The sequence below is a fragment of the Blautia sp. HCN-1074 genome (assembly GCF_037890165.1).
Lineage (GTDB): Bacteria > Bacillota > Clostridia > Lachnospirales > Lachnospiraceae > Blautia_A.
Genome location: NZ_JBBKBP010000008.1, coordinates 1 through 23,777, shown reverse-complemented (window position 1 = coordinate 23,777; position 23,777 = coordinate 1). Strand labels below are relative to the sequence as shown.

The 23,777-nt window shown below is 42.8% G+C and carries 21 protein-coding genes and 1 riboswitch; of the genes, 9 read left to right on the top strand and 12 right to left on the bottom strand.

Annotation, left to right across the window (positions count from 1 at the left end; translation table 11 throughout):
- Positions 1-285: 285 nt before the first annotated feature.
- The gene (gene argC / locus WKT11_RS08745) at positions 286-1,326 is read right to left on the bottom strand and encodes an N-acetyl-gamma-glutamyl-phosphate reductase (RefSeq protein WP_117677466.1); all 1,041 of its coding nucleotides are present in this window, start codon (positions 1,324-1,326) and stop codon (positions 286-288) included.
- A 460-nt stretch (positions 1,327-1,786) separates the two neighbouring features.
- Here argC and WKT11_RS08740 point away from each other — a divergent pair, with 460 nt between their 5' ends.
- The 6 genes from WKT11_RS08740 to WKT11_RS08715 all read left to right on the top strand — a co-directional run bounded on the left by WKT11_RS08740 (position 1,787) and on the right by WKT11_RS08715 (position 9,339).
- On the top strand, positions 1,787-3,013 hold the full coding sequence (locus tag WKT11_RS08740) for an argininosuccinate synthase (protein ID WP_118138002.1): 1,227 nt from the start codon (positions 1,787-1,789) through the stop codon (positions 3,011-3,013).
- A gap of 433 nt (positions 3,014-3,446) precedes the next feature.
- Positions 3,447-4,595: an AI-2E family transporter gene (locus WKT11_RS08735; RefSeq protein ID WP_117677461.1), complete on the top strand. Its 1,149-nt coding sequence runs from the start codon at positions 3,447-3,449 to the stop codon at positions 4,593-4,595.
- A 130-nt stretch (positions 4,596-4,725) separates the two neighbouring features.
- Complete coding sequence (locus tag WKT11_RS08730; RefSeq protein ID WP_242986923.1) at positions 4,726-5,100, top strand: BlaI/MecI/CopY family transcriptional regulator; 375 nt, start codon at positions 4,726-4,728, stop codon at positions 5,098-5,100.
- A 119-nt stretch (positions 5,101-5,219) separates the two neighbouring features.
- Positions 5,220-5,315, top strand: a riboswitch (purine riboswitch).
- Between the two features lie 75 nt (positions 5,316-5,390).
- Positions 5,391-6,668: an amidohydrolase family protein gene (locus WKT11_RS08725; protein ID WP_340283837.1), complete on the top strand. Its 1,278-nt coding sequence runs from the start codon at positions 5,391-5,393 to the stop codon at positions 6,666-6,668.
- A gap of 54 nt (positions 6,669-6,722) precedes the next feature.
- Positions 6,723-8,099, top strand: a complete 1,377-nt coding sequence (locus WKT11_RS08720; RefSeq protein WP_118137998.1) for an NCS2 family permease — start codon at positions 6,723-6,725, stop codon at positions 8,097-8,099.
- Positions 8,100-8,412: 313 nt separating this feature from the next.
- Positions 8,413-9,339: a DMT family transporter gene (locus WKT11_RS08715; RefSeq protein ID WP_118138006.1), complete on the top strand. Its 927-nt coding sequence runs from the start codon at positions 8,413-8,415 to the stop codon at positions 9,337-9,339.
- A 187-nt stretch (positions 9,340-9,526) separates the two neighbouring features.
- Here the strand turns inward: WKT11_RS08715 and WKT11_RS08710 are convergent, their stop codons facing one another.
- The 3 genes from WKT11_RS08710 to WKT11_RS08700 all read right to left on the bottom strand — a co-directional run bounded on the left by WKT11_RS08710 (position 9,527) and on the right by WKT11_RS08700 (position 12,261).
- Positions 9,527-9,907 carry a metal-dependent transcriptional regulator gene (locus WKT11_RS08710; protein WP_117677457.1) on the bottom strand — a complete coding sequence of 127 codons (381 nt, stop codon included), beginning with the start codon at positions 9,905-9,907 and terminating at the stop codon, positions 9,527-9,529.
- Between the two features lie 219 nt (positions 9,908-10,126).
- A complete protein-coding gene (deoD, locus tag WKT11_RS08705; RefSeq protein WP_117677456.1) occupies positions 10,127-10,831 on the bottom strand; it encodes a purine-nucleoside phosphorylase in 705 nt (234 codons plus the stop codon).
- A 125-nt stretch (positions 10,832-10,956) separates the two neighbouring features.
- Complete coding sequence (locus WKT11_RS08700) at positions 10,957-12,261, bottom strand: amidohydrolase family protein (RefSeq protein ID WP_117846273.1); 1,305 nt, start codon at positions 12,259-12,261, stop codon at positions 10,957-10,959.
- Between the two features lie 82 nt (positions 12,262-12,343).
- On the opposite strand from WKT11_RS08700, the gene WKT11_RS08695 reads away from it, so the two are divergent.
- Complete coding sequence (locus WKT11_RS08695; RefSeq protein ID WP_117846267.1) at positions 12,344-13,243, top strand: PfkB family carbohydrate kinase; 900 nt, start codon at positions 12,344-12,346, stop codon at positions 13,241-13,243.
- 115 nt (positions 13,244-13,358) lie between these two features.
- Here WKT11_RS08695 and WKT11_RS08690 read toward each other — a convergent pair whose 3' ends face one another.
- From WKT11_RS08690 to WKT11_RS08670, 5 genes are all read right to left on the bottom strand, one after another.
- Entirely contained in the window at positions 13,359-14,279 is a 921-nt protein-coding gene (locus WKT11_RS08690) for an ABC transporter permease (protein WP_117677454.1), read from the bottom strand.
- Between the two features lie 2 nt (positions 14,280-14,281).
- Positions 14,282-15,346: an ABC transporter permease gene (locus WKT11_RS08685; RefSeq protein WP_117677453.1), complete on the bottom strand. Its 1,065-nt coding sequence runs from the start codon at positions 15,344-15,346 to the stop codon at positions 14,282-14,284.
- Positions 15,339-16,868 carry an ATP-binding cassette domain-containing protein gene (locus WKT11_RS08680; protein WP_207658825.1) on the bottom strand — a complete coding sequence of 510 codons (1,530 nt, stop codon included), beginning with the start codon at positions 16,866-16,868 and terminating at the stop codon, positions 15,339-15,341. Before WKT11_RS08680 ends, WKT11_RS08685 begins: the two co-directional genes overlap by 8 nt.
- A gap of 371 nt (positions 16,869-17,239) precedes the next feature.
- The gene (locus tag WKT11_RS08675; RefSeq protein WP_118590757.1) at positions 17,240-18,370 is read right to left on the bottom strand and encodes a BMP family lipoprotein; all 1,131 of its coding nucleotides are present in this window, start codon (positions 18,368-18,370) and stop codon (positions 17,240-17,242) included.
- Positions 18,370-19,788 carry an ADP-ribosylglycohydrolase family protein gene (locus WKT11_RS08670; protein WP_118590755.1) on the bottom strand — a complete coding sequence of 473 codons (1,419 nt, stop codon included), beginning with the start codon at positions 19,786-19,788 and terminating at the stop codon, positions 18,370-18,372. The genes WKT11_RS08675 and WKT11_RS08670 overlap by 1 nt, the downstream gene beginning before the upstream one ends.
- 419 nt (positions 19,789-20,207) lie before the next feature.
- Between WKT11_RS08670 and WKT11_RS08665 the strand changes: the two genes are divergently transcribed.
- Together WKT11_RS08665 and WKT11_RS08660 are read left to right on the top strand one after the other, a co-directional pair.
- Positions 20,208-20,630 (top strand): DMT family transporter, encoded by a 423-nt coding sequence (locus tag WKT11_RS08665; RefSeq protein ID WP_117677449.1) that lies wholly within the window; start codon positions 20,208-20,210, stop codon positions 20,628-20,630.
- Positions 20,631-20,643: 13 nt separating this feature from the next.
- Positions 20,644-21,084: a DMT family transporter gene (locus WKT11_RS08660; RefSeq protein ID WP_117677448.1), complete on the top strand. Its 441-nt coding sequence runs from the start codon at positions 20,644-20,646 to the stop codon at positions 21,082-21,084.
- Here the strand turns inward: WKT11_RS08660 and udp are convergent.
- From udp to WKT11_RS08645, 3 genes are all read right to left on the bottom strand, one after another.
- Entirely contained in the window at positions 21,044-21,832 is a 789-nt protein-coding gene (gene udp, locus WKT11_RS08655) for a uridine phosphorylase (protein WP_117677447.1), read from the bottom strand. The two genes, WKT11_RS08660 and udp, sit on opposite strands and share 41 nt — an antisense overlap.
- A gap of 164 nt (positions 21,833-21,996) precedes the next feature.
- A complete protein-coding gene (locus tag WKT11_RS08650) occupies positions 21,997-22,602 on the bottom strand; it encodes an NAD(P)H-dependent oxidoreductase (RefSeq protein ID WP_181977733.1) in 606 nt (201 codons plus the stop codon).
- 372 nt (positions 22,603-22,974) lie between these two features.
- On the bottom strand, positions 22,975-23,739 hold the full coding sequence (locus tag WKT11_RS08645; RefSeq protein ID WP_117677445.1) for a hypothetical protein: 765 nt from the start codon (positions 23,737-23,739) through the stop codon (positions 22,975-22,977).
- Positions 23,740-23,777 lie beyond the last annotated feature (38 nt).

Sequence of the window (23,777 nt, the reverse complement as noted above, 5' to 3'; positions counted from 1 at the left end):
TCGCTACACTTTTTCCAGACTGCCACAGGTCCCCTGCGCAGTCGCCCTCCAGTTACTGGAAAAGTCAGCTCCGGAAATTATTTGTTTTTGAACGCATTTGCAGGGACTGTAGTAACTCTTAGTGCTCAGGAATTTGCGTTGTGGAAAAAAAGCTCACTGTCTGAGCGCAGCGAGTTTGAGCTTTTTTTCCACGCTTTTAGCAAATTTCTGAACACTTAGAGTTACTAAGCCCCGAAACCGCATTCAAAAACAAATAATTTCCGGAGCGTCCCCTTTTCATTTAACTTACGGACACATCGGCACCTGCAGCAGTCCCTCAGCCTCCTTAAATCCAAACATCAGATTCATATTCTGCACAGCCTGTCCTGCAGCACCTTTAACCAGATTATCCATAGCCCCCATCATAATAACTCTGTGAGTTCTCGGATCAATCTTAAAGTTCACATCCACATAATTACTTCCCTCCACGCACTTAGTCTGCGGACAAACATCCTTATCAAGCACACGAACGAAAGTCTCCTTCTCATAATACTTATCATAAACTGCCTTTACTTCTTCATAAGAAACATCCTTAGTCAGAGAAGCATAAGCAGTCACCAGAATACCACGGTTCATAGGAATCAGATGAGGTGTAAAATTAATCAGCACTTCCTTACCGCACGCATAACCAAGCTGATCCTCAATCTCAGGTGTATGTCTGTGACTTGCAACACCATAAGCCTTGATATTCTCATTCACTTCGCAGAAAAGATTAGCAACCTTCGCTCCACGTCCAGCTCCTGAAGTACCGGACTTCGCATCAATAATAATGGTAGACGGATCGATCAGCCCCTCTTTGATCAGCGGATAAATAGAAAGTGTAGAACATGTCGGGTAACATCCCGGATTCGCGATCAGTCTGGCTTTCTTGATATCCTCACGGTTAATCTCACATAAACCATAAACCGCCTCATCAATAAACTGTGGAGCTTTATGCTCGATACCATACCATTTCTCATATTTCTTCACATCTTTAATACGGAAATCCGCACTCAGATCGATTACCTTCGCTTTGGAAAGAATTCCTTCATTAATTAAAGAAGCACAAAGTCCCTGCGGAGTTGCTGTAAAGATCACATCCACTTCATCAGCTAATGCTTCCATATTATCATCCATACATTTGGCATCTACCAGTTTAAAAAAGTTCTGGTAAACATCTGAATATTTCTGGTCAATATAACTTCTTGAACCATACCACGCAATTTCCACATCTTTATGTCCCAGAAGCAGTCTCACGATCTCGTTACCTGCATATCCTGTGGCACCGATAATTCCTGCTTTAATCATAATAATTTCCTCCATCTTCGCCTCATCCGGCGATCTTCATTTCATAGTAAAACTTTACTCTATCAGAGTGCTGGACTAATTATACATCTTACCTGCATAATATGCAATAGTCATTTTTCAATGTTTTTACATGGATTTTATTTCACTTCACAGATTTCCCCCTGTCTTTTCCTATATTATGTTGCATATTTATGCAAAAGCAGATAAAACTTTTTTGCATTTTTCTATTGCATATTTATAAAAAAAGGTGTATATTATCACTTGTTAAGCGGAATCACACGAAATCAACTTGTTCCGCATTGAATATTTATTCAAAAATTTCAATCAGAAATTACCGCATTTATTCAAAAATAATGCGCTGAACTCCCGACCTATTCATTTACTTTCGGCAAACGGATATCTCAGGAAATTTTTACAAATCAGGAAAATAATAAAATCCAATTTCAGGAGGAATACAATCATGAAAGAAAAAGTCGTTTTAGCATACTCAGGCGGTCTTGATACCACAGCCTTAATCCCATGGTTAAAAGAAACATTTGATTATGATGTTGTCTGCTGCTGCGTAAACTGCGGTCAGGGAAACGAACTGGACGGACTGGATGAAAGAGCAAAGCTTTCCGGTGCTTCCAAATTATATATTGAAGATATCGTAGATGAATTCTGTGATGACTTCATCGTTCCATGTGTACAGGCAGGTGCTGTATACGAACACAAATATCTCCTTGGTACATCCATGGCCCGTCCGGCAATCGCTAAAAAATTAGTTGAGATTGCACGTAAAGAAGGCGCAGTTGCTATCTGCCACGGTGCTACAGGTAAAGGTAATGACCAGATCCGTTTCGAACTTGGCATCAAAGCTCTTGCTCCTGACATCAAGATCATCGCTCCATGGCGTATGACAGACAAATGGACCATGCAGTCACGTGAGGATGAGATTGCATTCTGTAAAGCTCACGGAATCGACCTTCCATTCGATGCAAGCCACAGCTACAGCCGCGACAGAAACTTATGGCATATCAGCCATGAAGGTCTGGAACTGGAAGATCCTTCCCAGGCTCCAAACTATGACAATATGCTTGTTTTAGGTGTTACACCTGAGAAAGCTCCTGATAAAGAAACAGAAATAACAATGACATTCGAGCAGGGTGTTCCGAAAACATTAAACGGAAAAGAAATGAAGGTTTCCGAGATCATCACAGAACTCAACAAATTAGGCGGCGAGAACGGTATCGGTATCGTTGACATCGTTGAGAACCGTGTTGTTGGTATGAAATCCCGTGGCGTATATGAGACTCCTGGCGGAACAATCCTTATGGCAGCTCATGAACAGCTCGAAGAACTTACACTTGACCGCGAGACAATGGAAACCAAGAAGAAACTTGGCAGCCAGTTCGCTCAGGTTGTTTACGAAGGAAAATGGTACACACCGCTTCGCGAGGCAATTCAGGCATTCGTTGAGTCCACACAGAAATATGTAACAGGTGAAGTGAAATTCAAACTGTACAAAGGCAACATCATCAAAGCCGGTACAACTTCTCCATACAGCCTCTACAACGAGTCTCTTGCATCCTTCACAACAGGTGACCTCTATGACCACCATGATGCAGACGGATTCATCACACTATTCGGACTTCCACTGAAAGTTCGTGCTATGATGTTAAAAGAAGTTGAGCAGAACAAGAAATAATTAAACAGAACCTATTACAGCCAGACAGGATTTTGATCCGTCTGGCTGTTCTTTTTTATAATGTTCAAACTCCCAAAATAAGTCCTCTATCTGAGCGCAGCGAGTAATCCAGACTTTTCTTCTCATGCTTTTAGCAGATTTCGGATGGCTTATAGCAATCCTCTAAAATAATGCATCTTAATCCAGCCCATCAGAGTGTGAAATCCTGCGTCAGATATCTTTGCCGTGCGTCAGCACGCCTGCAGATATCTTCCTTGTCTTTCGCACTCTGCTGAACTGTCTTAAATGCATTATTTACGAGGATTGCTATAGAATCTCTTAGATGCCGAAACCGCATAGGAAATAAAATATTTTTCTAAGCGTCCCTTTTATCTTCAAAATATGCTACAATACTTCCAACCCTATATACAATCAAAGAAAGGAATCACCGCCAATGCAGCTAGACAAAGAAACCATGAAAAAAATCCGATGGCTCATAGCCTTCGCCGTTCTCCTATACCTCGGCGTCCAGAACCTGAACATAGTCATCAACACCGCCAAAGTCCTCCTTAGCTTTTTATTCCCATTCATCATCGGCTTCGGAATCGCATTCATCCTGAATGTCCCAATGAAATTCATAGAACACCACCTGTTCGGCAAAGCCCTTGAACAAAAGAAAAAAGCGGCCGAAAAATTAGCCCGCCCCATCAGTCTTGTGCTCTCCATCGGCTTCGTAATCTGCATAATCATAATCGTTATGCTGGTAGTAGTCCCGGAGCTCGGCTCAACATTTGTAAATATCGCAAAGAAAATCGAGGAAAACATCCCTGCATTCCAAAAATGGATTGATAACGTATCCGGAAACAACCCGGAAATTGTGAAATGGACCCAGTCCCTTAACATTGAGCCCGGCAAAATGATCGATTCCGTACTCAGCGTACTCAAAAGCGGAGTCAACAACATTGTTTCATCCACCGTATCAATTACCATGGGACTCCTCACAACAGCCATGAATGTCTCCATCGGCTTTGTCTTTGCCTGCTATGTTCTTCTCCAGAAAGAAAAACTCATGCAGCAGATAAAAAAAGCAATGTACGCATTATTCCCGGAAAAGCCGGTCAGATATCTGGCACACGTATGGAATCTGGCAAACAGAATCTTTTCCAGTTTCATTACAGGCCAGTGCATAGAAGCAGTCATCCTCGGAAGCATGTTCTTCGTATCTATGACAATCCTGCGCTTCCCATATGCCATGCTGGTTGGAGTCCTGATCTCCTTTACAGCATTAATTCCTGTATTCGGCGGAATCATTGGATGCTGGGTTGCTTTCTTCCTGATCCTGATGGTAAGCCCGATAAAAGCAGTCCTCTTCCTTGGATTGTTCCTTATTTTACAGCAGATTGAAGGTAACCTGATCTATCCTCATGTGGTAGGCGGTTCCGTAGGACTTCCATCTATCTGGGTACTGGTAGCCGTAACTCTCGGCGGAAGCCTGATGGGAATTGTGGGAATGCTGATCTTCATCCCGACAGTCTCTGTAATCTACACACTTTTCAGAGAGTGGGTATATGCACGACTCGAGAAAAAGCAACTCGTTTTATGACGAAATTATCAACTGATTGAGATAATTTTGTAAAAGGACTGTAACTCAGTGTAAGGTCTCTGTAATTGTAATTAATCTGATATTTCTTTATTATAGTAATATCTGGTTAAAAATGGAAGGAGATCTTAAGATGGACATCTTAAAAGGTAAACGTTATGATATTATGAATGTGCTTTGGGAAGAAGGAAGACCATTGTCTGCTTTTGAGATCAATGACATTGCACCGGAGCTGAAAATGCCAACTGTACGAAGATGCCTAGAGCTTCTTTTAAAAGAGAACATTATCAAAGTCGCAGGAACTTCTATGAACGGCAAGGTCTATGCAAGAAATTATACCCCTCTTCTTTCAAGAGAGGATTACTTAAAAGGAAATGCCAAAAGCAGAAAGATAAGCCCGGTAGAAATGATGACAGCGCTTCTGGAATCCGATGGAATCACAGTAGAAGAAATCGAACAGCTCCAGAAACTTCTTGATAAGAAACGTGCGGAGTTAGAAAACAAATAATCATAAAACGCAATGAGTAAAATCGGCATGGTCATAAAAAAGTAGACCGTGCCGTTTTTTTAATTAATTTAAATCATCAAAAGAATTGACAGTCAACTCTAAATATTTTATAATCATTTTATAAACAATAGCAAGAAACTTATATATGTCCATAATCGGTTGGATGTTTCTACCAACTACCGTAATAGTTGTCTATAAGTTCTGTGTCCACATAGGGATAGCATGAGGTAAAGGCAGCATCGGTAGATTTTTTTTGCCTTTCCTTAATCACAAAGAAAGAAGGTATGATTATGAACAAACAGATTTTTGCATTAAAGGGTACTATTTGTTACAGTAATTCTCTGACGGAACTTTCCATCACTGAAAATGGATATTTGGTATGTGAAGATGGGCGATGTGCAGGGGTGTTTGATGAGCTTCCTGAGAAATTTGCAGGAATCTCATGCACAGATTTTGGTGATGAGCTGATCATTCCGGGACTGACTGATCTGCATCTTCATGCTCCGCAGTATACGTTTCGTGCCTCGGGTATGGATCTGGAGCTGCTGGACTGGCTGAATACTTATACTTTTCCACAGGAAGCGCGTTATGAAGATACGGAGTTTGCCAAAGAGGCTTATTCTATTTTCGCTGAGGATATGAAGAAGAGCCCGAATACAAGAGCATGTATTTTCGGAACTCTGCATGTCCCCGCTACCGAGATCCTGATGGAACAACTGGATAAAACCGGAATAAAAGCTATGGTCGGAAAGGTAAATATGGACCGCAACGGCTCTCCGCAATTGCAGGAAGAGAGTGCTCAGGTTTCTGCTGATGCTACGGTTCAGTGGATTGAAGATACGCTTGATAAGTTTGAAAATGTAAAGCCAATTCTTACTCCGAGATTTACTCCATCCTGTTCTGATGCATTGATGGAGAAGCTTTCAGAGATTCAGAAAAAGTATCATCTGCCGATGCAGTCACACCTTTCTGAGAATTTCGGTGAAATTGCCTGGGTGAAAGAGCTTTGTCCGAATACACATTTTTATGGAGAAGCCTATAGCCAGTTCGATCTTTTCGGCGGTGACTGTCCGACGATCATGGCTCATTGCGTTCATTCTTCGGATGAAGAAATTGCCCTTATGAAGAAGCAGGGCGTTTATATCGCTCATTGTCCGCAGTCCAACACAAATCTCGCCTCAGGTATCTCTCCTGCGAGACGTTATCTGGATGAAGGTTTACACATCGGACTGGGTTCTGACATTGCAGGTGGAACTTCTGTTTCTATTCTGCGTGCCATGGCTGATGCTATTCAGGTTTCCAAGCTGTACTGGCGGCTGGTTGATTCTTCCATGAAGCCGCTTACTGTTGAAGAGGCCTTTTATATGGGAACAGAAGGAGGCGGTTCCTTCTTTGGAAAGGTTGGAAGCTTTAAGGAAGGGTATGAATTTGATGCGGTTGTGCTTAATGACAGCACTATTCCAACTCCACTGAAGCTCTCTCCGAAGGACAGACTTGAAAGACTGATCTACCTTTCCGATGACCGCAATATTACCGCTAAATATGTAGCCGGAAGAAAGATTCTGTAACTGCAGGAAATACAGAGCCCGACGGCAATTTTAAATTTAAAAGGGGGAAAGATTATGAACCTTGACAAAATGTTTCATCTCAAAGAAAACCACACAGACGTAAAAACAGAAGTTATGGCTGGTATCACTACTTTCATGACAATGGCTTACATTCTGGCTGTTAACCCAAACATTCTGGAAGCGTCCGGCATGGACAGAGGAGCTGTTTTTACAGCGACCGCACTGTCATCCTTTATTGCCACCTGCCTGATGGCACTGCTTTCTAACTACCCGTTCGTTCTTGCACCGGGCATGGGCTTAAATGCCTACTTTGCATACACAGTTGTTCTTGGCATGGGATACAACTGGCAGCAGGCACTGGCAGCCGTATTTGTAGAAGGTATTATTTTTATACTTTTATCACTCACCAATGTACGTGAAGCGATTTTTAACGCTATTCCAATGAACCTGAAACATGCAGTATCCGTCGGTATCGGTCTTTTCATTGCCTTTATCGGACTGCAGAATGCAAAGATCGTAGTTAACAATGACTCTACTCTGGTAAGCGTATTTTCCTTTAAATCTTCCGTAGCCGGCGGAACATTTAATACTGAGGGAATCACTGTTCTGCTTGCATTGATCGGACTTCTGATCACTGCCATCCTTCTTGTTAAGGGTGTAAAAGGAAACATTCTCTGGGGTATCCTGATCACATGGGGACTTGGCATTATCTGTCAGTTGACAGGACTTTACAAACCTGATCCTGCAGCCGGCTGGTTCAGCCTCCTGCCTGATTTTTCAAACGGAATCTCCATTCCAAGCATGGCTCCCACATTTATGAAAATGGACTTCTCCATTGTCTTCACACTTGATTTCGTAGTCATTATGTTTGCATTCCTGTTTGTAGATATGTTTGATACTCTGGGAACCCTGATCGGTGTTGCTTCCAAAGCTGATATGCTTGACAAAGAAGGCAAACTTCCGAACATCAAAGGTGCTCTTCTTTCTGACGCAGTAGGAACTACAGTAGGTGCTATGTGTGGTACTTCCACAGTTACTACTTTCGTAGAGAGCGCTTCCGGTGTTGCTGAAGGCGGACGTACAGGACTTACTTCCCTGGTAGCAGCCATCCTTTTCGGATTATCACTGCTGTTATCCCCAATCTTCCTGGCAATCCCGTCCTTTGCCACAGCACCGGCTCTGATCATCGTTGGATTCCTGATGCTCACATCAGTAACCAAGATTGACTTCAACGACATGACTGAGGCAATCCCGGCATTTATCGCAATCATTGCAATGCCGTTCCTGTACAGCATTTCCGAAGGTATCTCCATGGGTGTTATCTCCTATGTGATCATCAACGTTGTTACAGGTAAAGCAAAAGAAAAGAAAATCAGTGCACTGATGTATGTGCTTGCTGTACTGTTTATTTTGAAATATATCTTTATCTGATATTTATATCAGATACACATTTACAAAAAGAAGTCTCCTGCAGAGGCTTCTTTTTATTTCTACAATCTTCTTTCTCTTTTTACATCTATGATGTATAATTATGAAAGTGTTTATTCATTTTCAGGTCAATAAGGCACCGGCACTCTTAAAATACATTTGAAACATTTTATAACTATGAGGGCACTGAACAGTTACAAATTTCAGTGCTTCTGTCCACACTGAATGAATAAATATTTTGTTTTATCCACATTTTATACATTCTATTTACACATTAATATAAGGAAGGATTACACACATCATGCAAAAACAACAGATCCCTTTAAAAAATTCCCTGCTCCTGCTTCTCGCAGCGATCATCTGGGGTATCGCTTTTGTGGCTCAAAGCGTAGGAATGAAATACGTAGGAGGCTTTACTTTTAATGCCGTCCGTTCCCTTATCGGAGCAGTCATTCTGATTCCATTGATTTTTATTCTGCAAAAGAGAAACTCTCCTTCTAATTCTGTTTCCAAAGCATCTGGCAGATCTGACACCTCAAGTAATACTGTATCCAATATGCAGGAGAAAAAAGCTCTGATTATCGGCGGTATCGCCTGCGGTATCTGCCTCTGTCTGGCAAGCAATTTCCAACAGTTTGGCATCAAGTATACAACCGTCGGAAAAGCCGGCTTTATCACTGCCTGTTATATTGTGATCGTCCCTGTCATCGGACTGTTCCTTGGCAAAAAATGCACGAAATTTATCTGGGCTGCCGTTGCAATGGCTCTGATCGGACTTTATCTCCTGTGCATCACAGATGGATTTTCTATCGGAAAAGGAGATCTGCTCGTACTGGTATGCGCATTTCTATTTTCACTGCATATACTGGTCATCGACTACTTTTCTCCAAAAGTAGACGGAGTAAAACTCTCCTGCATTCAGTTCCTGACATGTGGTATCCTTTCCGGCATTCCCGCTCTGCTCCTTGAGCATCCGGAACTCTCATCCATCCTGGCAGCATGGCAGCCAATCCTCTACGCAGGTGTTATGTCATGCGGAGTAGCCTACACCTTGCAAATCATCGGACAAAAAAACATGAACCCAACCATAGCATCCCTGATACTCAGTCTGGAATCCTGCATCTCTGTCCTAGCCGGATGGATCATCCTCGGCCAGCAGTTAAGCGCAAAAGAAATCCTTGGATGCATCATCATGTTTGCTGCGATCATACTTGCACAGCTTCCACAGAAGCAATCCGCATAATACTTTGAAAGAAACGGGCAATCGAAGGTGAGACTGATTTTTGCAGCCAAAGCCAAAATTTACATCATTTAATACAAACATAAAAATCGGAAAGAAATCTGTTTCTTATTGATTTCTTTCCGATTTATTATTTAAAAACATACGATATCTTTCCACAGACAACTTTTCATATCGTTTTTCTTATCTGCTACTCAACTTCCCCAATTACCTTGTGGAAGTGCTCTTTTATCTTCGCAAAGCTCTCATCACTCAGATCATGTTCCAGCTTACACGCATCTTCTTTCGCAATCTCCGGACTCACTCCGAGATGCTCCAGCATTTTACTTAATACTGTATGGCGCTCATAAATATGAGTCGCAATCTGTGCCCCTTTATCCAGAAGTGTCACTGTGCCATAACGGTCCATTGCAATATAACCATCCTCACGTAACAGCTTCATCGCATGACTCACACTCGGTTTCGATACGCCAAGCATCGTTGCAATATCAATGGAACGAACACCGCCCCCCTGCTTAGACAACACTAAAATTGTCTCCAAATAATCCTCCGCCGATTTTCTAATTTGCATTCAAAATACCTCCCATATTGTTTTTATTTTAACACAAAATGAGAGAACTTTCAATTATTCTTCTTGAGAACAGTCGTCATTAACCACCCACATTATTACTGTTCACAATCTGCTTTCGCTACTTATTTTGATTAATTATGTTGTAAAAAGCCCCCTGTCTGATATACCACATACCAGCCAAGGGGCTTTCCTGTCACTCTAACTGTCATTGCACTTAGATTAGATTCCCAGCGCAATCTCCATCATCTTATTAAAGGAAGTCTGGCGAGCCTCTGCAGAAATCGCTTCTTCTCTGAACATATGGTCAGAAATAGTAAGAATACCAAGCGCTTCCTTACCAGCTCTTGCAGCATTCATAAACAGCGCTGCGCACTCCATCTCTGCGCAAAGAACGCCCATTTTTCTCCATGCCTTAGAAGTTTCCGGATTATCACTATAGAACACATCAGAAGATACAACCGTACCTACATGAACCGGAGTTCCCTGTTCCTTTGCAACCTCTACTGCTCTCGCAACCAGATTATAGCTTGCAGTCGGCGCAAAAGTTCCCGGTAACTGATACTGGCTTCCATAATTAGAATCTGTGCATGCGCTCATAGCGATTACAACATCCATTACATTTACATCATCCTGTAAAGCACCGGCAGAACCGATACGGATGATCTTCTCTACATCATAGAAATTGTAAAGCTCATAGCTGTAAATACCCATAGACGGCATACCCATTCCACCGCCCATAACGGATACCTGCTCTCCTTTATATGTTCCGGTATAACCAAACATATTTCTTACTGTATTAAAGCATACAGGATTCTCCAGGTATGTCTCTGCGATATATTTCGCACGCAGCGGATCTCCCGGCATTAGAACTTTCTTTGCAATGTCACCTTTCTTTGCAGTGTTGTGTGGTGTTGGAATACACATAGTCATTTCCTCCTTTTTTGTTTTTTATCTCTATAGCAGCATTTAAAATGTTTCAAAAAATAAAATGAACAATCATTTTTCCATAACATGAACATTTTTTCACTGCCATGAAGTACATATTTATTTTAGTAAGTAACTTCCGCTTTTCCCTTGCCTCTGGCCAGAAGATCTTTCTGTAAACGGATTGCTTCTTTTGTCAGCGCATCTGTATCCATTTTCAGCTTACCATCATATTTCAGGAATTCACCTGCTACCATAGTATATTTTACACTCTGACTGTTGCTGCTGTAAAGGATCGATGAAATCGGATTGTAGAATGGGAATGTATCCGGCTGGTAAAGATCCCAGATAACCAGATCAGCCGGTGCTCCCTCTTTCATTCTTCCGCTTCCAAACGGAAATGCCTGGTGGCTTGCCATCAGATGTTTCCAGATTTCCTCAGCTGTATATGCTGCAGAGTTTCTGTCCTGATACTTTCCAAGCAGTCCAAAAAGTCTCGCCTGCTCCATCGGATTCAGCGTATTAGAGCTTGCCGCTCCATCTGTTCCAAAACCATAGTTTAACTTCTTATAATGATCAAAGAATCCACCCTTACCAGAAGCCAGCTTCATGTAAGTCTTAGGACAAAATGCAAACCAGGTATCATCTCTTAAATATTTCAGATCATCCTCTTCGATCCACAGTCCATGTCCAATCAGCACCTTACAGTCAAATCCGCCCGCCTCATGAAGAATTCCAAACGGTGTCATCCCTGTTTCTTTTCTGGCTTTCTCGACCTGTACATCTTCTTCGGATACATGAAGATGAATTGGCAGATCCAGTTCCTTAGCCACATCAATGATTTCTTTCAGAGTCGGTGACGGGCAGGTATAATTGGCATGTGGTCCCATATGAAATGCGATTTTATCTGAATCATTCCTATGCTCCAGAATAAATTCTTTTACCTGCGCCAGACGCTCGTGAAAACCAGGAGTCATACCAAACAATGTCGGTGCCAGATCTCCGCGGATTCCTGTCTCTTTTACAGCTTTCAGAACCTGTTCCTCTCCGAAATAGTGATCTGCAAAAACAGTCACACCATTATTGATCATCTCAGAGATTCCCATCAATGTTCCGATATAAACGTCATCATCCGTCATCTTGCTCTCATATGGCCAGATCATTTCATTAAACCAGGCATCTGCAGTTACGTCCTCTGCAATTCCCTTAAAAATATTCATAGCCGTATGAGTATGAAGATTTGCCAGTCCCGGACTTACAAAATATCTGCTGCAGTCAATCGTCTCATCTGCCGCAACAGAATGGTCATCTTCATTCTCTGCAACGATCCTGAAGATTTTTCCATCTTTAATATAAACATTCTGTTTCAGTGTGCATTTCGCTTCTTCATCCAGAATCCCTGCACTCTGAAGTAAAATTGTTTTCTGCATAAATTCACCCTTTCTATATTGCCAGTAAAATCCATGTGTGGTAGCATATTTCTCATAATTACACCAAAAGGAGTTTTCCATCATGAAAAAAGCACTGATTATTGGTTCTACTGTTGTAGATGTTATTGTAAATCTTGTTGATTCTCTCCCCACAACCGGAGAAGATGTCCACGTCCGCAGCCAGCATATGTCTCTGGGCGGATGCGCTTATAATGTATCTGATTCCGTCCGTCACTTTCAGATTCCTTACATTCTTTTTTCTCCTGTAGGCACAGGAGTCTACGGATATTTCGTAAGAGAAGAATTAAAGAAAAAAGGAATCTCCAACCCTATCCCGTCTCCTGACATGGACAATGGCTGCTGTTACTGTTTCGTAGAGAAAAGCGGGGAACGCACCTTCATCTCCTATCATGGCGCAGAATATCTCTTCCAGAAAGACTGGTTTAACCTTATTGATACAGAAGAAATTGATTCTGTATACATCTGTGGTCTTGAAATTGAAGAAACTACCGGAAGTAATGTCGTAGAGTTCCTGGAAAAGAATCCAGAACTTACTGTTTTCTTCGCCCCTGGACCACGACTCACTGTCATTGATCCTGCTCTTGTAAATCGCATTTACAACCTCTCACCGATTCTGCACCTTAATGAGACAGAAGCACTGGAAGTCAGCCAGAAATCATCTGTTTCAGAAGCCGGTGCATACCTCTATAGCAAGACGCATAACACCGTGATCATCACCCTCGGCGAAAAAGGCTGCTATTATTTCGACGGAACTACCGAAGAAATCGTCCCGCCGGTACCAACCACTCAGGCAGACACCATCGGGGCAGGAGATTCACACATCGGCTCTGTCATCGCCTGTCTGAAAAATGGAGACAGCTTACATGATGCTATCGCAAAGGCAAACCGTGTTTCCTCTGCTGTTGTGTCAACTCCATCCGCTATTCTTCCGGATGAGGAATTTGCAAAACTAAATTTTTGAAGTATCCCGTATACAAGCATCCCTGCTTATTGCCATACCGCAATATAAGCAGGGATTTTCTTGCTTAAAGCATTCAGGCGACACATTTTCACCTGTTACTTTATTACTCTTCTTTTTACTTACCACTCAGACGCTCTTTTTTCTTTTTCTGTCCATAATAGTAAACACCAAGTCCGACCAGAGTTGTCAGATAAGGTACCATCAGGATAATTTCATATGGCATAACGGAGGTAAGCTGCATAACGTTTGCAACCGCCTGTGCAATACCAAAGAGCAGGGATACGAGGAAACCACCAATCGGAGTATTTCCACCCATGCTTGCTGCTGCCAGAGCAATAAAGCCTCGGCCGCCCGCCATATCCTTTGTGAACATATTCATATATCCACCGGACAGATAGAAACCGCCCATCGCTGCCAGCACACCACTGATGATCAGTGCGATGTACTGAATCTTTCTTGAGCTGATACCTACGGATTCTGCTGCATTCTTATTCTCGCCAACTGCACGGATTGCAAGTCCCAGAGGTGTTTTATACAGAAACAGATGAAGCAGGATCACTGCCAGGATAGAAAACCATGTCAGAATATTCTGTCCGGAAAGAACACTTCCGATAAACGGAATCTTCTCAATAAACGGAATCACTACTGACGGTGCAGACACACTTCGGATAGAAGAAGAAACACCTCTGTCTCCGGATACTGCAACCAAAAGTAATACAGTTCCACCAGTCGCCGTCAGGTTAATAGCGATAGCTGCCAGAATCTCATCCGTCTTCAGATTCAGGATAAAGAATGCAAGGATCAGACCAATCAGTCCGCCAATCACCATAGTGATCAGAAGTCCCAGCCATGCGCTATGAGTCAGTGATGAAAAAATAACTCCGAACAGAGCAGAAAACAGCATGATTCCCTCAAGAGCCATGTTACAGATTCCAGCTTTCGCTGCAATAGCGGCTGCCAGGGTTGCAAACAGGATCGGAGTTGCCGATCTTAAAATCGTTGAAAAAAAGTCAGGGGATAAAATCGCACTCCACATACCTATACCGCCTCCTCATCTTTCAGTGCTGCTTTTGCTTCTTTTGCAATGATCTTATGTTTATACTTGCTCAGGAACTGTTCAGCAACTACAAGCAGGATAATGATACCCTGTGTGATCTGAACGATCTCCAGTGTAACGTCTGTTCTTCGTGCCATGATAGAAGCTCCTGTACGCAGATAAGCAAGGAACAAAGCTGCAAAAGGTGTATACAATGGGTTCTTTTTGGAAAGTGTACAGATAATGATCGCATCCCATCCATATCCTAACAGGGAAGTCCAGGTAAATCTTGCGTAAATCGGGCTGAGCATTTCCACACCACCGCCTAAACCTGCAACAAAACCACCCAGAAGCTGGGAGATCATGATAACTTTCACAATACTGATTCCTGAGTATCTTGCAAATTCTTCATTTTCACCGGCAAGACGGAGTTCATATCCTGTCTTTGTTCTGTAAAGGAAGAAATATCCAAGAACAGCCACTGCAATTGCAATGATAAAACCTAAATGTACACGAGTTCCCTGAATCAGCACCGGAAGTTCTGCAGCGTCTGCCAGTTTATAAGAAGCAGCACTCGCTTTCGGGTCACCGATTACATTATTTAACATATAGTTTCCAAAATATAACGCCAGATAGTTGATCATCAGGGATGAAACCATCTCAGATGCTGTCGTTGTGATCTTCATAATAGCAGGGATTGCTGTAAACAGTGCACCTACCAGTCCGGCACAAAGAAGTGCCATAAACGGAGATACAAAAGTGGCAGTCAGTTTGATAGCCACACAGGAAGCGATCAGACCACCGATGTGGAATGCACCCTCACCTGCCAGGTTGATCTGGTTTGCAGAAAACATAATGCAGACACCAGTACCTGTGAAGATCAGCGGAATCATGGATTCCACTACGTTACCCATACTTCTCTTGTTTGTAAAAGGACCAATCAGCAAATATTTAATTGCCTCCAGCGGCTGATCACTTACCAGGAAGATAATCACAAAAGAAATGGCAAGTGCGATCAGGACGGAAAAAACGGTCCTCACCATATCAAATCTTTTTGCACTATTCATATAAAACTCCCTCCAGTACATCATCATGCTTGATACCCAGCATATGCTGGCCAAGCTCGTCCTCTGTTACATTCTCCACGTCTGTAAAGAATCCGGCAAATTTGCCCTTATACATAACAGCAAGTCTGTCACTCAGGGAGAAAATCTCTGTAAGGTCTGCTGAGATCAGGATAACTGCACATCCGGCATCTCTAAACTCCAGAAGTCTCTTTCTGATAAATGCAGCGGCGCCTACGTCAATACCACGTGTCGGCTGGTTCGCAATAATGATATCCGGACCTGTAGAAAATTCTCTGGCAACGATAACCTTCTGAATATTTCCACCGGAAAGCATTCCAACGTTCTGCTTTCTGGATTTACATTTAACCATATACTCCTTGATCAGCTCATCGCTTCTCTGCTCCATTGCCTTACGTTTCAGCAGAAATCTTCCGGAGAATTTCTTATCCTTATACTGGTTGGAAAATATATTTTCCATGATGCTCAGGTTTCCTGCGCATCCGGAAGTCATACGGTCCTCAGGGATATGTGCAAGTTTCAGTTCTCGGATATCCTCAATAGAATCCTTCGTGATATCCTCACCCTTGATTTTAACTTCACCACTGTAGTTCTTATTAAGACCTGTCAGTGTATCAATCAGTTCACTCTGTCCATTACCCTCAACTCCGGCGATGCCAAGGATTTCTCCGCCCTTCAGGTCAAAGGAAAGATTGTCTACCTTCAAGACACCCTGTGCATTATGTACAGTCAGGTTACGGACTCTCATAAATACATCATCGGTAAGGTGCTGTTCTTTCTTATCAAATTTCAGAGATACTTCTCTTCCCACCATCAGACGTGACATCTCCTGTGTGGAAATATCCTTTACATCGTATGTTCCCATGCTGCGTCCGTTTCTCATGATTGTCGCACGGTCGCAGATCTTCTTGATTTCATCCAGCTTATGGGAAATAAAGATGATCGTATGTCCTTTCTCTCTCAGCTTCATTAACTGAATGAAAAGCTCATCTGTTTCCTGCGGAGTCAGTACGGCTGTCGGCTCATCCAGGATCAGAATCTCCGCACCTCTGTAAAGAGCTTTCAGAATCTCAACTTTCTGTTTGATACCTACCGGAATCTCCTCTACCTTCTGACGGACATCAATGTCAAAGTTATATTCCTTCGCAATGTCCTCTGCAGCCTTGACTGCCTTGTCCATATCAATGAACAGGCCTTTCTTAGGCGCAACTCCCAGGATAATGTTCTCGGCAACCGTAAGTGAAGGTACCAGCATGAAATGCTGATGGACCATACCGATCCCCTTGCTGATCGCATCCTGTGGAGATTTGATCGTTGTCGGCTGTCCCTTAAGAATAATCTCGCCCTGATCAGGTGCTTCCAGTCCGAACAGTACCTTCATCAACGTACTCTTACCGGCACCGTTCTCTCCAAGCATCGCGTGAATCTCCCCCTTACGAAGCTCAAGGGATACATCTTCATTGGCTACCACACCATTACCGTAAATTTTCATAATGTGGTTCATCTGTAATACAGTCTGATTACCCAATCTGTTCACCTCGTTTCTTATTTATCACATATATCAGGTTCAAAAAACTCAAAAACTTTACTTTTGAACGATACGCTTTTGGAACCTGATATCATTGCTCATCTTTGACCAAAACCTTGTATCAGACAAGGGCTTTGTAATCTGCATCTTTACGAACTATAAGCAAACCATTCACTGCAAGACACAGAATGCGCATCATGCGAAACAGCATGACGCGCACCTTTGCTTGTCATCTTGATATATTTGGTGTCTCCATTATCAGACAGTCTAATATATTGCCGGCCCAAGGCCTGGTCGTTTTTTCATTATTCAGTTCAACGATGTTATTGTCAAAAAAACTTTTGCCCTTAGCTTAATTTTGCAGAATCGATCAGTGCCTGAACATCATCCGGGCTCATTGCATCATCGCCAAGAGTAGTCGGAACTGTGATCTTACCATCAATGATATCCTGTTTCAGTTCTTCTACTTTTGTACGGATGTCTTCCGGAACTACTTCTTCATAATGCTCGTCTTCTACAAGCTCAACACCGCCATCTGCAAGTCCGAGATATTCAAGAGTACCGTATGGAAGCTCGCCATCTATATCTTCTTTGATTGCACGTACCAGAGAGTTTCCTACGTTCTTAAGAGCAGATGTAGGAATGTTTGCTGCGTAATCCGGAAGAACTGCTGCCTGGTCAGAGTCAACGCCAAACGCATATCTCTTAGCATCTACAGCGGCTTCGATCTGTCCGAGACCTGCACTTCCTGCTACGTTGAATCCTACGTCTGCGCCATTCTGGTACTGAGTAAGCGCCATATCCTTACCTGCTGCAGAATCATAGAAGTTACCTACATAAGCAAGAGCAACCTGTGTTTCTTCATCGATATCCTTTGCACCCTGGATATATCCAACAAGGAAGTCCTCGATAACAGAGTTGTCCATACCGCCAAGGAATCCGATGATCTTATTGGAAGGATCGATCATATCAAGAGAATCATCTGTAGTCATCATTGCAGCCATAGCGCCCAGAAGATAGGATACTTCGTTCTGTTTGTACATTACGTTGTATACATTGTCCTCACCGCCTGCACTGTAATCAAAAGCTTCATCAAAGAAGATGAATTTCTGATCCGGATAATCATTCGCTGCATTTGTAAGAGCATCCAGCATCTGATAAGTACCGCAGATAATCATATCATAAGAACCATCATCACAGTAATCATACATTGTAGGCTCCCATTTTGCTTCATCTGCTGATGTAGCTCCCATCTGCTCTACTTTGTAAGTAAACTTGTCTTCTCCAAGTTCTTCCTGCAGTGCTTCCATTCCGGCATTTGCAGAGTCAAAGAAAGATTTGTCACCCAGAGTTCCGTTAAGCAGAAGTGCTACTTTGTATGGCTCACCATCGTCTTTTGCCATAACCGGTACGGTTGCTACTCCCATGGACAGGATCATTGATGCGGTGAGAGTTGCTGCTACTAATTTTTTCTTCATTATTTAGTTCCTCCTTTTCCTTTTGCCTGTTCAGCCTTTTTAACGCTCTTTACTGTTTCCTGAACTAAGTCCTGCAGAGAAATGGTTCTGTATTCTCCTCTCATATAGGTGTCCAGCCTGGAAAATGCCGGATGGATCAGTTCAGGGGGAATGGCTTTCATTCCCTGTTGAATTGCCAGAAGCGGCATGATCATTCCCGCATTGCAGTCCACATCAACGCCACACATGGTAATGATATGGAGCGTCTTGCGAAAATCGCCGTTTCCATATATTAATGCGATGATCTCACAGCACGCATTAGGGTACGCATGGATCCAGTTATATTTTTTGTATCTGTCCATACATGCATATAATGCATCCTGCCAGTTCTCATAACGTATACAGCAGTCATACGCGTAAGAGATCACCGAATAATATTCACTGTCTTTCGGAATCATCTGTATAGAAGTTCTCACCACACTGCGGATATCGTCATCCACAAACGCCAGCGAAGTCATTACTGCGTTAAAAACTTCTCCCAGAATCCCGTTATTTGCATGGGAAACTTCTCCGTCACGCCACGCAAGCATCGCTGCAATATAAGGTCTTCCCGGTGCTGTCATACCACATACACCGGCCCTCATCTGAGCTCCGATCCATTCATTAAACGGATTGCAGTGTGTACCGCTCTCCGGTGGAAAAATACCATTCTTAATATTACGGATAGCAAGCTCCTCGGCAGACCATCCACACGGGATCAGTCCTACCCAGGCAAGTGCAATATCCTCTGATGTGACCTCATATCCTTTTTTTGAAAATGCATCCAGAAATGCAAGTTCAAAGGTTATATCATCATTATATGTATTGGGTTCTCTTAAAAATTCTTTTACATCTCCAAAAGTTTTCTTTAAATTCTCGCTGGTATAGCCTTCTACCATAGTTCCCATGGCGCCGCCAATCAGCTGTGCAAGCCACCCTGCGTGAATTTTCTCTTCAAATTCCGAAGTTGTGCAGTCTACCGTAACCGCCTTCGGAAAAATAACCTGCTCTTCATACTCCTCAAAGGAGTGATAATATCTGTAATTCCAGTATGGTGATGTATCATCTTTTACCGCATTTGCCAGCTCTCTGCGAAGTAAAGCTGAAATCTGATGAAGCTTCACAAAATCTTTCTTTGCATGTGCCAAAAGTCCATCCTGCAAAAGCTGATACCCTTTCTCACTGACCTGATATCCTCTGTTCTCCAAAGCCTGAACCGCAGCTACCATGATTTTCTCCGGTGCTCCTGAACCCGGTACATTACTGCCCCAGTCAAGAGACAGGTTATCATCATAGAAACCAGATACATCTACATTATCTGTCCATGTCTGCTCTTCTTCGCTTCGAATCACAGGCTGTGCGTTCCAGAAAATATTCTGCGCCATCTCCCATGCTTTCATATAATTAAATTCTCCTTTTAAAAAGTACTTGAAAATTTCATTCTGCAATCTGTACTACACTAGTACTATTGAACAGAAAAGTGAGAGTTTTACCCACATTTTGGTTTAATATATCCATTGTAACGTACTTTTATCAGAATTTCCACCCTTTTTTAGACAAAAGGTGTGCTTTTCCATAATATAGGTTACTATTCACTGCGTTCTCAGTAACACGCTTCGCGATGCAGAAAATATGGACCTCCGATAACAACAACCGATAATTATCAATAAATTTTGTCCGAAAGAACTGGTAAGCGCTATTTTTTTCTTGTATAATAGCGTGATATGATGTTTTGATGGTAACTGTTCTCTTTGTGTCCGGTAACTTTTGATGAGCAAAACTCTCACAACATCCACTATTTAGGAGGAGGAAATTATTTATGTACGCACTTTTTACTCTGTTTGCAGGTGCCTGCCAGTCTGCTATGGGCAGTCTGAACCGTATGCTCACAGATTATGTGGGAATGTTTGGCATGAGCCTTGTCGTTCATGCAGTTGGCGGTATCCTTCTGATCTTATACATGAAACTGTACTGCCATGAGAAATTAAAAATCTCCGGAATGCCATGGTACCTGTATTCTGCCGGATTCTTTGGCATCTTTCTGGTTGTTACTTCCAGTTACTGCATCGGAGCACTCGGAGTTTCCGTAATGACATGTCTCTCCGTCACCGGACAGCTTGTGATCTCTGCAGTGATCGACCACTTCGGCTGGTTCGGCGTTCCAAAGATTCCGTTCAATCTGAAGCGTCTTCCCTGCTTTGCTCTGATCTTAGTCGGTCTGATCATCATTAATCTTTCATGAAAGGAGTTTTATCATGGCATTTGTACTTACTCTGGCATTCGTAAACGGATGTGCAACCGTCATTTCTAAAATGATCAACTACCGCTGTACCAAATACCTGGGAACAAATAATGGTTCTCTTGTTAACTATATCGTTGCCAGCGTGTTATCTTTTATACTCCTGCTGGTATCCTCCAGATTTTCCGTAAATCTGTACTCTTTTAGTCAGGCACCCTGGTGGGCTTACCTTGGAGGTGCATTCGGAATCGTAGCATTTATTATTTCCATGATCACACTCTCTCACCTCAAGGTTATGGAATCCACCATTCTCCTGCTGGTCGGTCAGTTAACCGCAGGCATTCTCTTTGATGCACTGATGTTCCAGAATATCAGTCTTAAAAAGCTTCTCGGTATCGTTCTTGTTGCTGCCGGAATTATCTGGGACAATCGGATTTCGCACGGTCCTGAGCAATAAGAAGTCTCAACGCTCCCACACCCACGCGCACAGCCATGTCTGTGTCGTGGCACTGCGGGTTGTCCATTCCTTTCTTTGCCCTCTCCTGATTGCCAACCGCCAGAAAAGCTGCTCCACAGCGTACTCTCAGATAATTACCAACTGTGAAAAGCGCCGCTGATTCCATTTCTGACGCAAGACATCCAAGTCTTATCCATGCTTCCCATTTATTCTCAAGTTCATAGCTTACCGGTTTTGTCTGTGGGGAATGCTGTCCATAGAAAGAGTCTTTACTCTGCACCACTCCTGTATGGTAATTACATCCCATCTCTTTTGCAGAATCTACCAACGCATTCACTATTTCCAGATTCGGCACTGCCGGAAATTCAATCGGTGCATATTCCTTGCTTGTGCCTTCCATACGGATAGATCCTGTTGCAACGACAATATCACCGCCTTTTACGCTCAGATCCATTCCACCGCAGGTTCCGACTCTGATAAAAGTATCTGCCCCACACTGTACCAGTTCTTCCAGAGCGATAGCAGTGGACGGTCCGCCGATTCCGGTAGAAGTCACGCTGACTTTCTCTCCGTCCAGATAGCCGGTATAAGTTACAAATTCCCTCTTATCTGCAATCTGTACCGGATCATCAAAATACTTGGCAATCGCCGCACATCTCTTTGGATCTCCCGGCATAAGAACGTATTTGCCTACCTCTCCCGGTGCTACATCAATGTGAAATGCTCTTCCGTTGTCTGAATAAACCATATCCTGTCCTCTCTTTCCTTTTTATTTCTGTTATTACTTTTATTAATTTTACCAACTTTCTATATTCCTATATTTAATACGCTTATCCTATATGCCGTTGTTGTTCCCGGTAATATCATTCCTGTTCACACGCCACCCACGATATGTTTTGACAAATAACTGATTCATTCGCAGGAAAGACGCGTACATATTCCCTTTGTCTCTTCTATCGCTTCACGAAGAATCTCTTCTCCATCAAGTTCCTGCACATCAATTCCATCCGCATAGACGCACGCATATTCATCAATTCCAAAGAACTTACACAGTGCCTCCATATAAGTGCTTCCCTGCTCCATATCGCTGTCAGCCCAGATTCCTCCTCTGGTAGTAAGGAAAAGTAGCCATTTCGCTTTGCAGAGGCCATACAATCCACTCTCGTTACATCCAAATGTAATGCCTTCTGCGGAAATATTCTCAATATAAACCTTCAGGACCGCCGGAATGCTCAGATCCCAGAAAGGTGCCGCCACGATTACCCCGTCCGCTTCCCGGAACTGGTTTCCGTATTTAAATACAGGTGCATCGTATTCTTTTTTAGCCAGAAGCTCATCACGCTCTTTTAATGTCTCTGTTTTCCAGTACATCAAGTCAAGATCCATCAGATTCAGAATTTCCAGATTCCAGTCTGGATGTTCTTTTCTCACTGTATCCAGTGCTGCTTCCAGAAGCTTTTTAGTTCTGGATTCTTCCCTGCGGACACACGCATCGATCACAAGAATTGTTTTTTTCAAAACATTTCCTCCTGTTTTTTCATATTTGTTTTTAGATCTTATTATTTTACATACAATTATACAGGTTTTCAGATTCTTTTACAACTATGAAATACGCGGAAACGCAAAAAAATGTTGGTGTGCTAATTTTTTTTGCATACCAACATTTTCATATAACATCATAATATGATGTTAGGGTCAAAAGGTTTTTTGACCCTAACTTGATATCACGGATTGCTCCGCAGCTGTGCTGCTCCCGCAATCCTTCAAATATTCGGAATCCGCTGATTTACTGCGTAAATCGCTACTTCCTCATATTTGGCGGGTCCCAAGTTCAAAAGCTTTATCGTGCAAGCACGAACAGCTTTTTGACCTTTTGACCCTGGTATCATATTATTTATCATCTCCCGTAAGGCGTAAAACATCACGAATTTCTTCCACATCCATATCAAGGATGATTGCCAGTTCCTCTATGCTGAACTTAGCACTTTCATCATCGTCACCCTCTGTGAGCTCACGTACCGCTGATTCCAGTTTTTCAACCTTTGCCACCAGATAATCGTCTTCAAACTTTCTCTGTGTCTGTTCTTCGATCGCATTGCGTATTCCCGCACGGATACGTCCAAGCAGCCAGTTTTCATCCTTCCGGGCCGCTCCTTCCTCTCCAAGAGCCATCAGAAGGCTGATATTTGCCTCCTGAATCAGATCAGCGATGAAAATCTCCTCACAGTTCATTTCAACCGCCATTTCGGCTGCTGCGCGCAGATATTTCTGTGACAGTTCTGCCTGTGCCATAGCATCTCCCTGAGAAAGCAGTGCAAAAAGCTCTTCAGCACTTCTTGTTCCCTGCTCCTGTTCCTCTAACCCTTCCAGATATTCTTTCAGATAAACTTCCTCTTCCGGTGTTAAAGGTACTTTCTCTTCGCTCTGTGCGGATTCCTCTTCATGTTCTTCCTGTGGCGCCGCCGCAAGTACCTCTGCGCCTTCAATCGTAATGCCTTTTAATTTCAGATACTGTAAAATTTTGATCAGCTGTGATTTATCCAGATCCAGTTCCCCAAAACATTCTTTTATCTGTGCCGGTTTCAGCACTTTCCCATTTTTCTCGCCAAGCTCGCAGGCCTCTGTGAGCTTCTGCTGAAATTTCTGTATATCCATACTAGTAATCTCCTTATATCCGTATTCTATCTAACATC

Excerpts from the sequence above, each read along its gene's own strand:
- WKT11_RS08675 (WP_118590757.1), bottom strand. The coding sequence starts at position 18,370 with ATGAAGAAAAAATTAGTAGCAGCAACTCTCACCGCATCAATGATCCTG.
- WKT11_RS08680 (WP_207658825.1), bottom strand. The coding sequence starts at position 16,868 with ATGAACCACATTATGAAAATTTACGGTAATGGTGTGGTAGCCAATGAA.
- WKT11_RS08690 (WP_117677454.1), bottom strand. The coding sequence starts at position 14,279 with ATGTGGAGTGCGATTTTATCCCCTGACTTTTTTTCAACGATTTTAAGA.
- WKT11_RS08720 (WP_118137998.1), top strand. The coding sequence starts at position 6,723 with ATGAACCTTGACAAAATGTTTCATCTCAAAGAAAACCACACAGACGTA.
- WKT11_RS08695 (WP_117846267.1), top strand. The coding sequence starts at position 12,344 with ATGAAAAAAGCACTGATTATTGGTTCTACTGTTGTAGATGTTATTGTA.
- WKT11_RS08700 (WP_117846273.1), bottom strand. The coding sequence starts at position 12,261 with ATGCAGAAAACAATTTTACTTCAGAGTGCAGGGATTCTGGATGAAGAA.
- WKT11_RS08660 (WP_117677448.1), top strand. The coding sequence starts at position 20,644 with ATGGCATTTGTACTTACTCTGGCATTCGTAAACGGATGTGCAACCGTC.
- udp (WP_117677447.1), bottom strand. The coding sequence starts at position 21,832 with ATGGTTTATTCAGACAACGGAAGAGCATTTCACATTGATGTAGCACCG.
- WKT11_RS08725 (WP_340283837.1), top strand. The coding sequence starts at position 5,391 with ATGAACAAACAGATTTTTGCATTAAAGGGTACTATTTGTTACAGTAAT.
- WKT11_RS08730 (WP_242986923.1), top strand. The coding sequence starts at position 4,726 with ATGGACATCTTAAAAGGTAAACGTTATGATATTATGAATGTGCTTTGG.
- argC (WP_117677466.1), bottom strand. The coding sequence starts at position 1,326 with ATGATTAAAGCAGGAATTATCGGTGCCACAGGATATGCAGGTAACGAG.
- WKT11_RS08645 (WP_117677445.1), bottom strand. The coding sequence starts at position 23,739 with ATGGATATACAGAAATTTCAGCAGAAGCTCACAGAGGCCTGCGAGCTT.
- WKT11_RS08685 (WP_117677453.1), bottom strand. The coding sequence starts at position 15,346 with ATGAATAGTGCAAAAAGATTTGATATGGTGAGGACCGTTTTTTCCGTC.
- WKT11_RS08670 (WP_118590755.1), bottom strand. The coding sequence starts at position 19,788 with ATGAAAGCATGGGAGATGGCGCAGAATATTTTCTGGAACGCACAGCCT.
- WKT11_RS08740 (WP_118138002.1), top strand. The coding sequence starts at position 1,787 with ATGAAAGAAAAAGTCGTTTTAGCATACTCAGGCGGTCTTGATACCACA.
- WKT11_RS08665 (WP_117677449.1), top strand. The coding sequence starts at position 20,208 with ATGTACGCACTTTTTACTCTGTTTGCAGGTGCCTGCCAGTCTGCTATG.
- deoD (WP_117677456.1), bottom strand. The coding sequence starts at position 10,831 with ATGTGTATTCCAACACCACACAACACTGCAAAGAAAGGTGACATTGCA.
- WKT11_RS08735 (WP_117677461.1), top strand. The coding sequence starts at position 3,447 with ATGCAGCTAGACAAAGAAACCATGAAAAAAATCCGATGGCTCATAGCC.
- WKT11_RS08710 (WP_117677457.1), bottom strand. The coding sequence starts at position 9,907 with ATGCAAATTAGAAAATCGGCGGAGGATTATTTGGAGACAATTTTAGTG.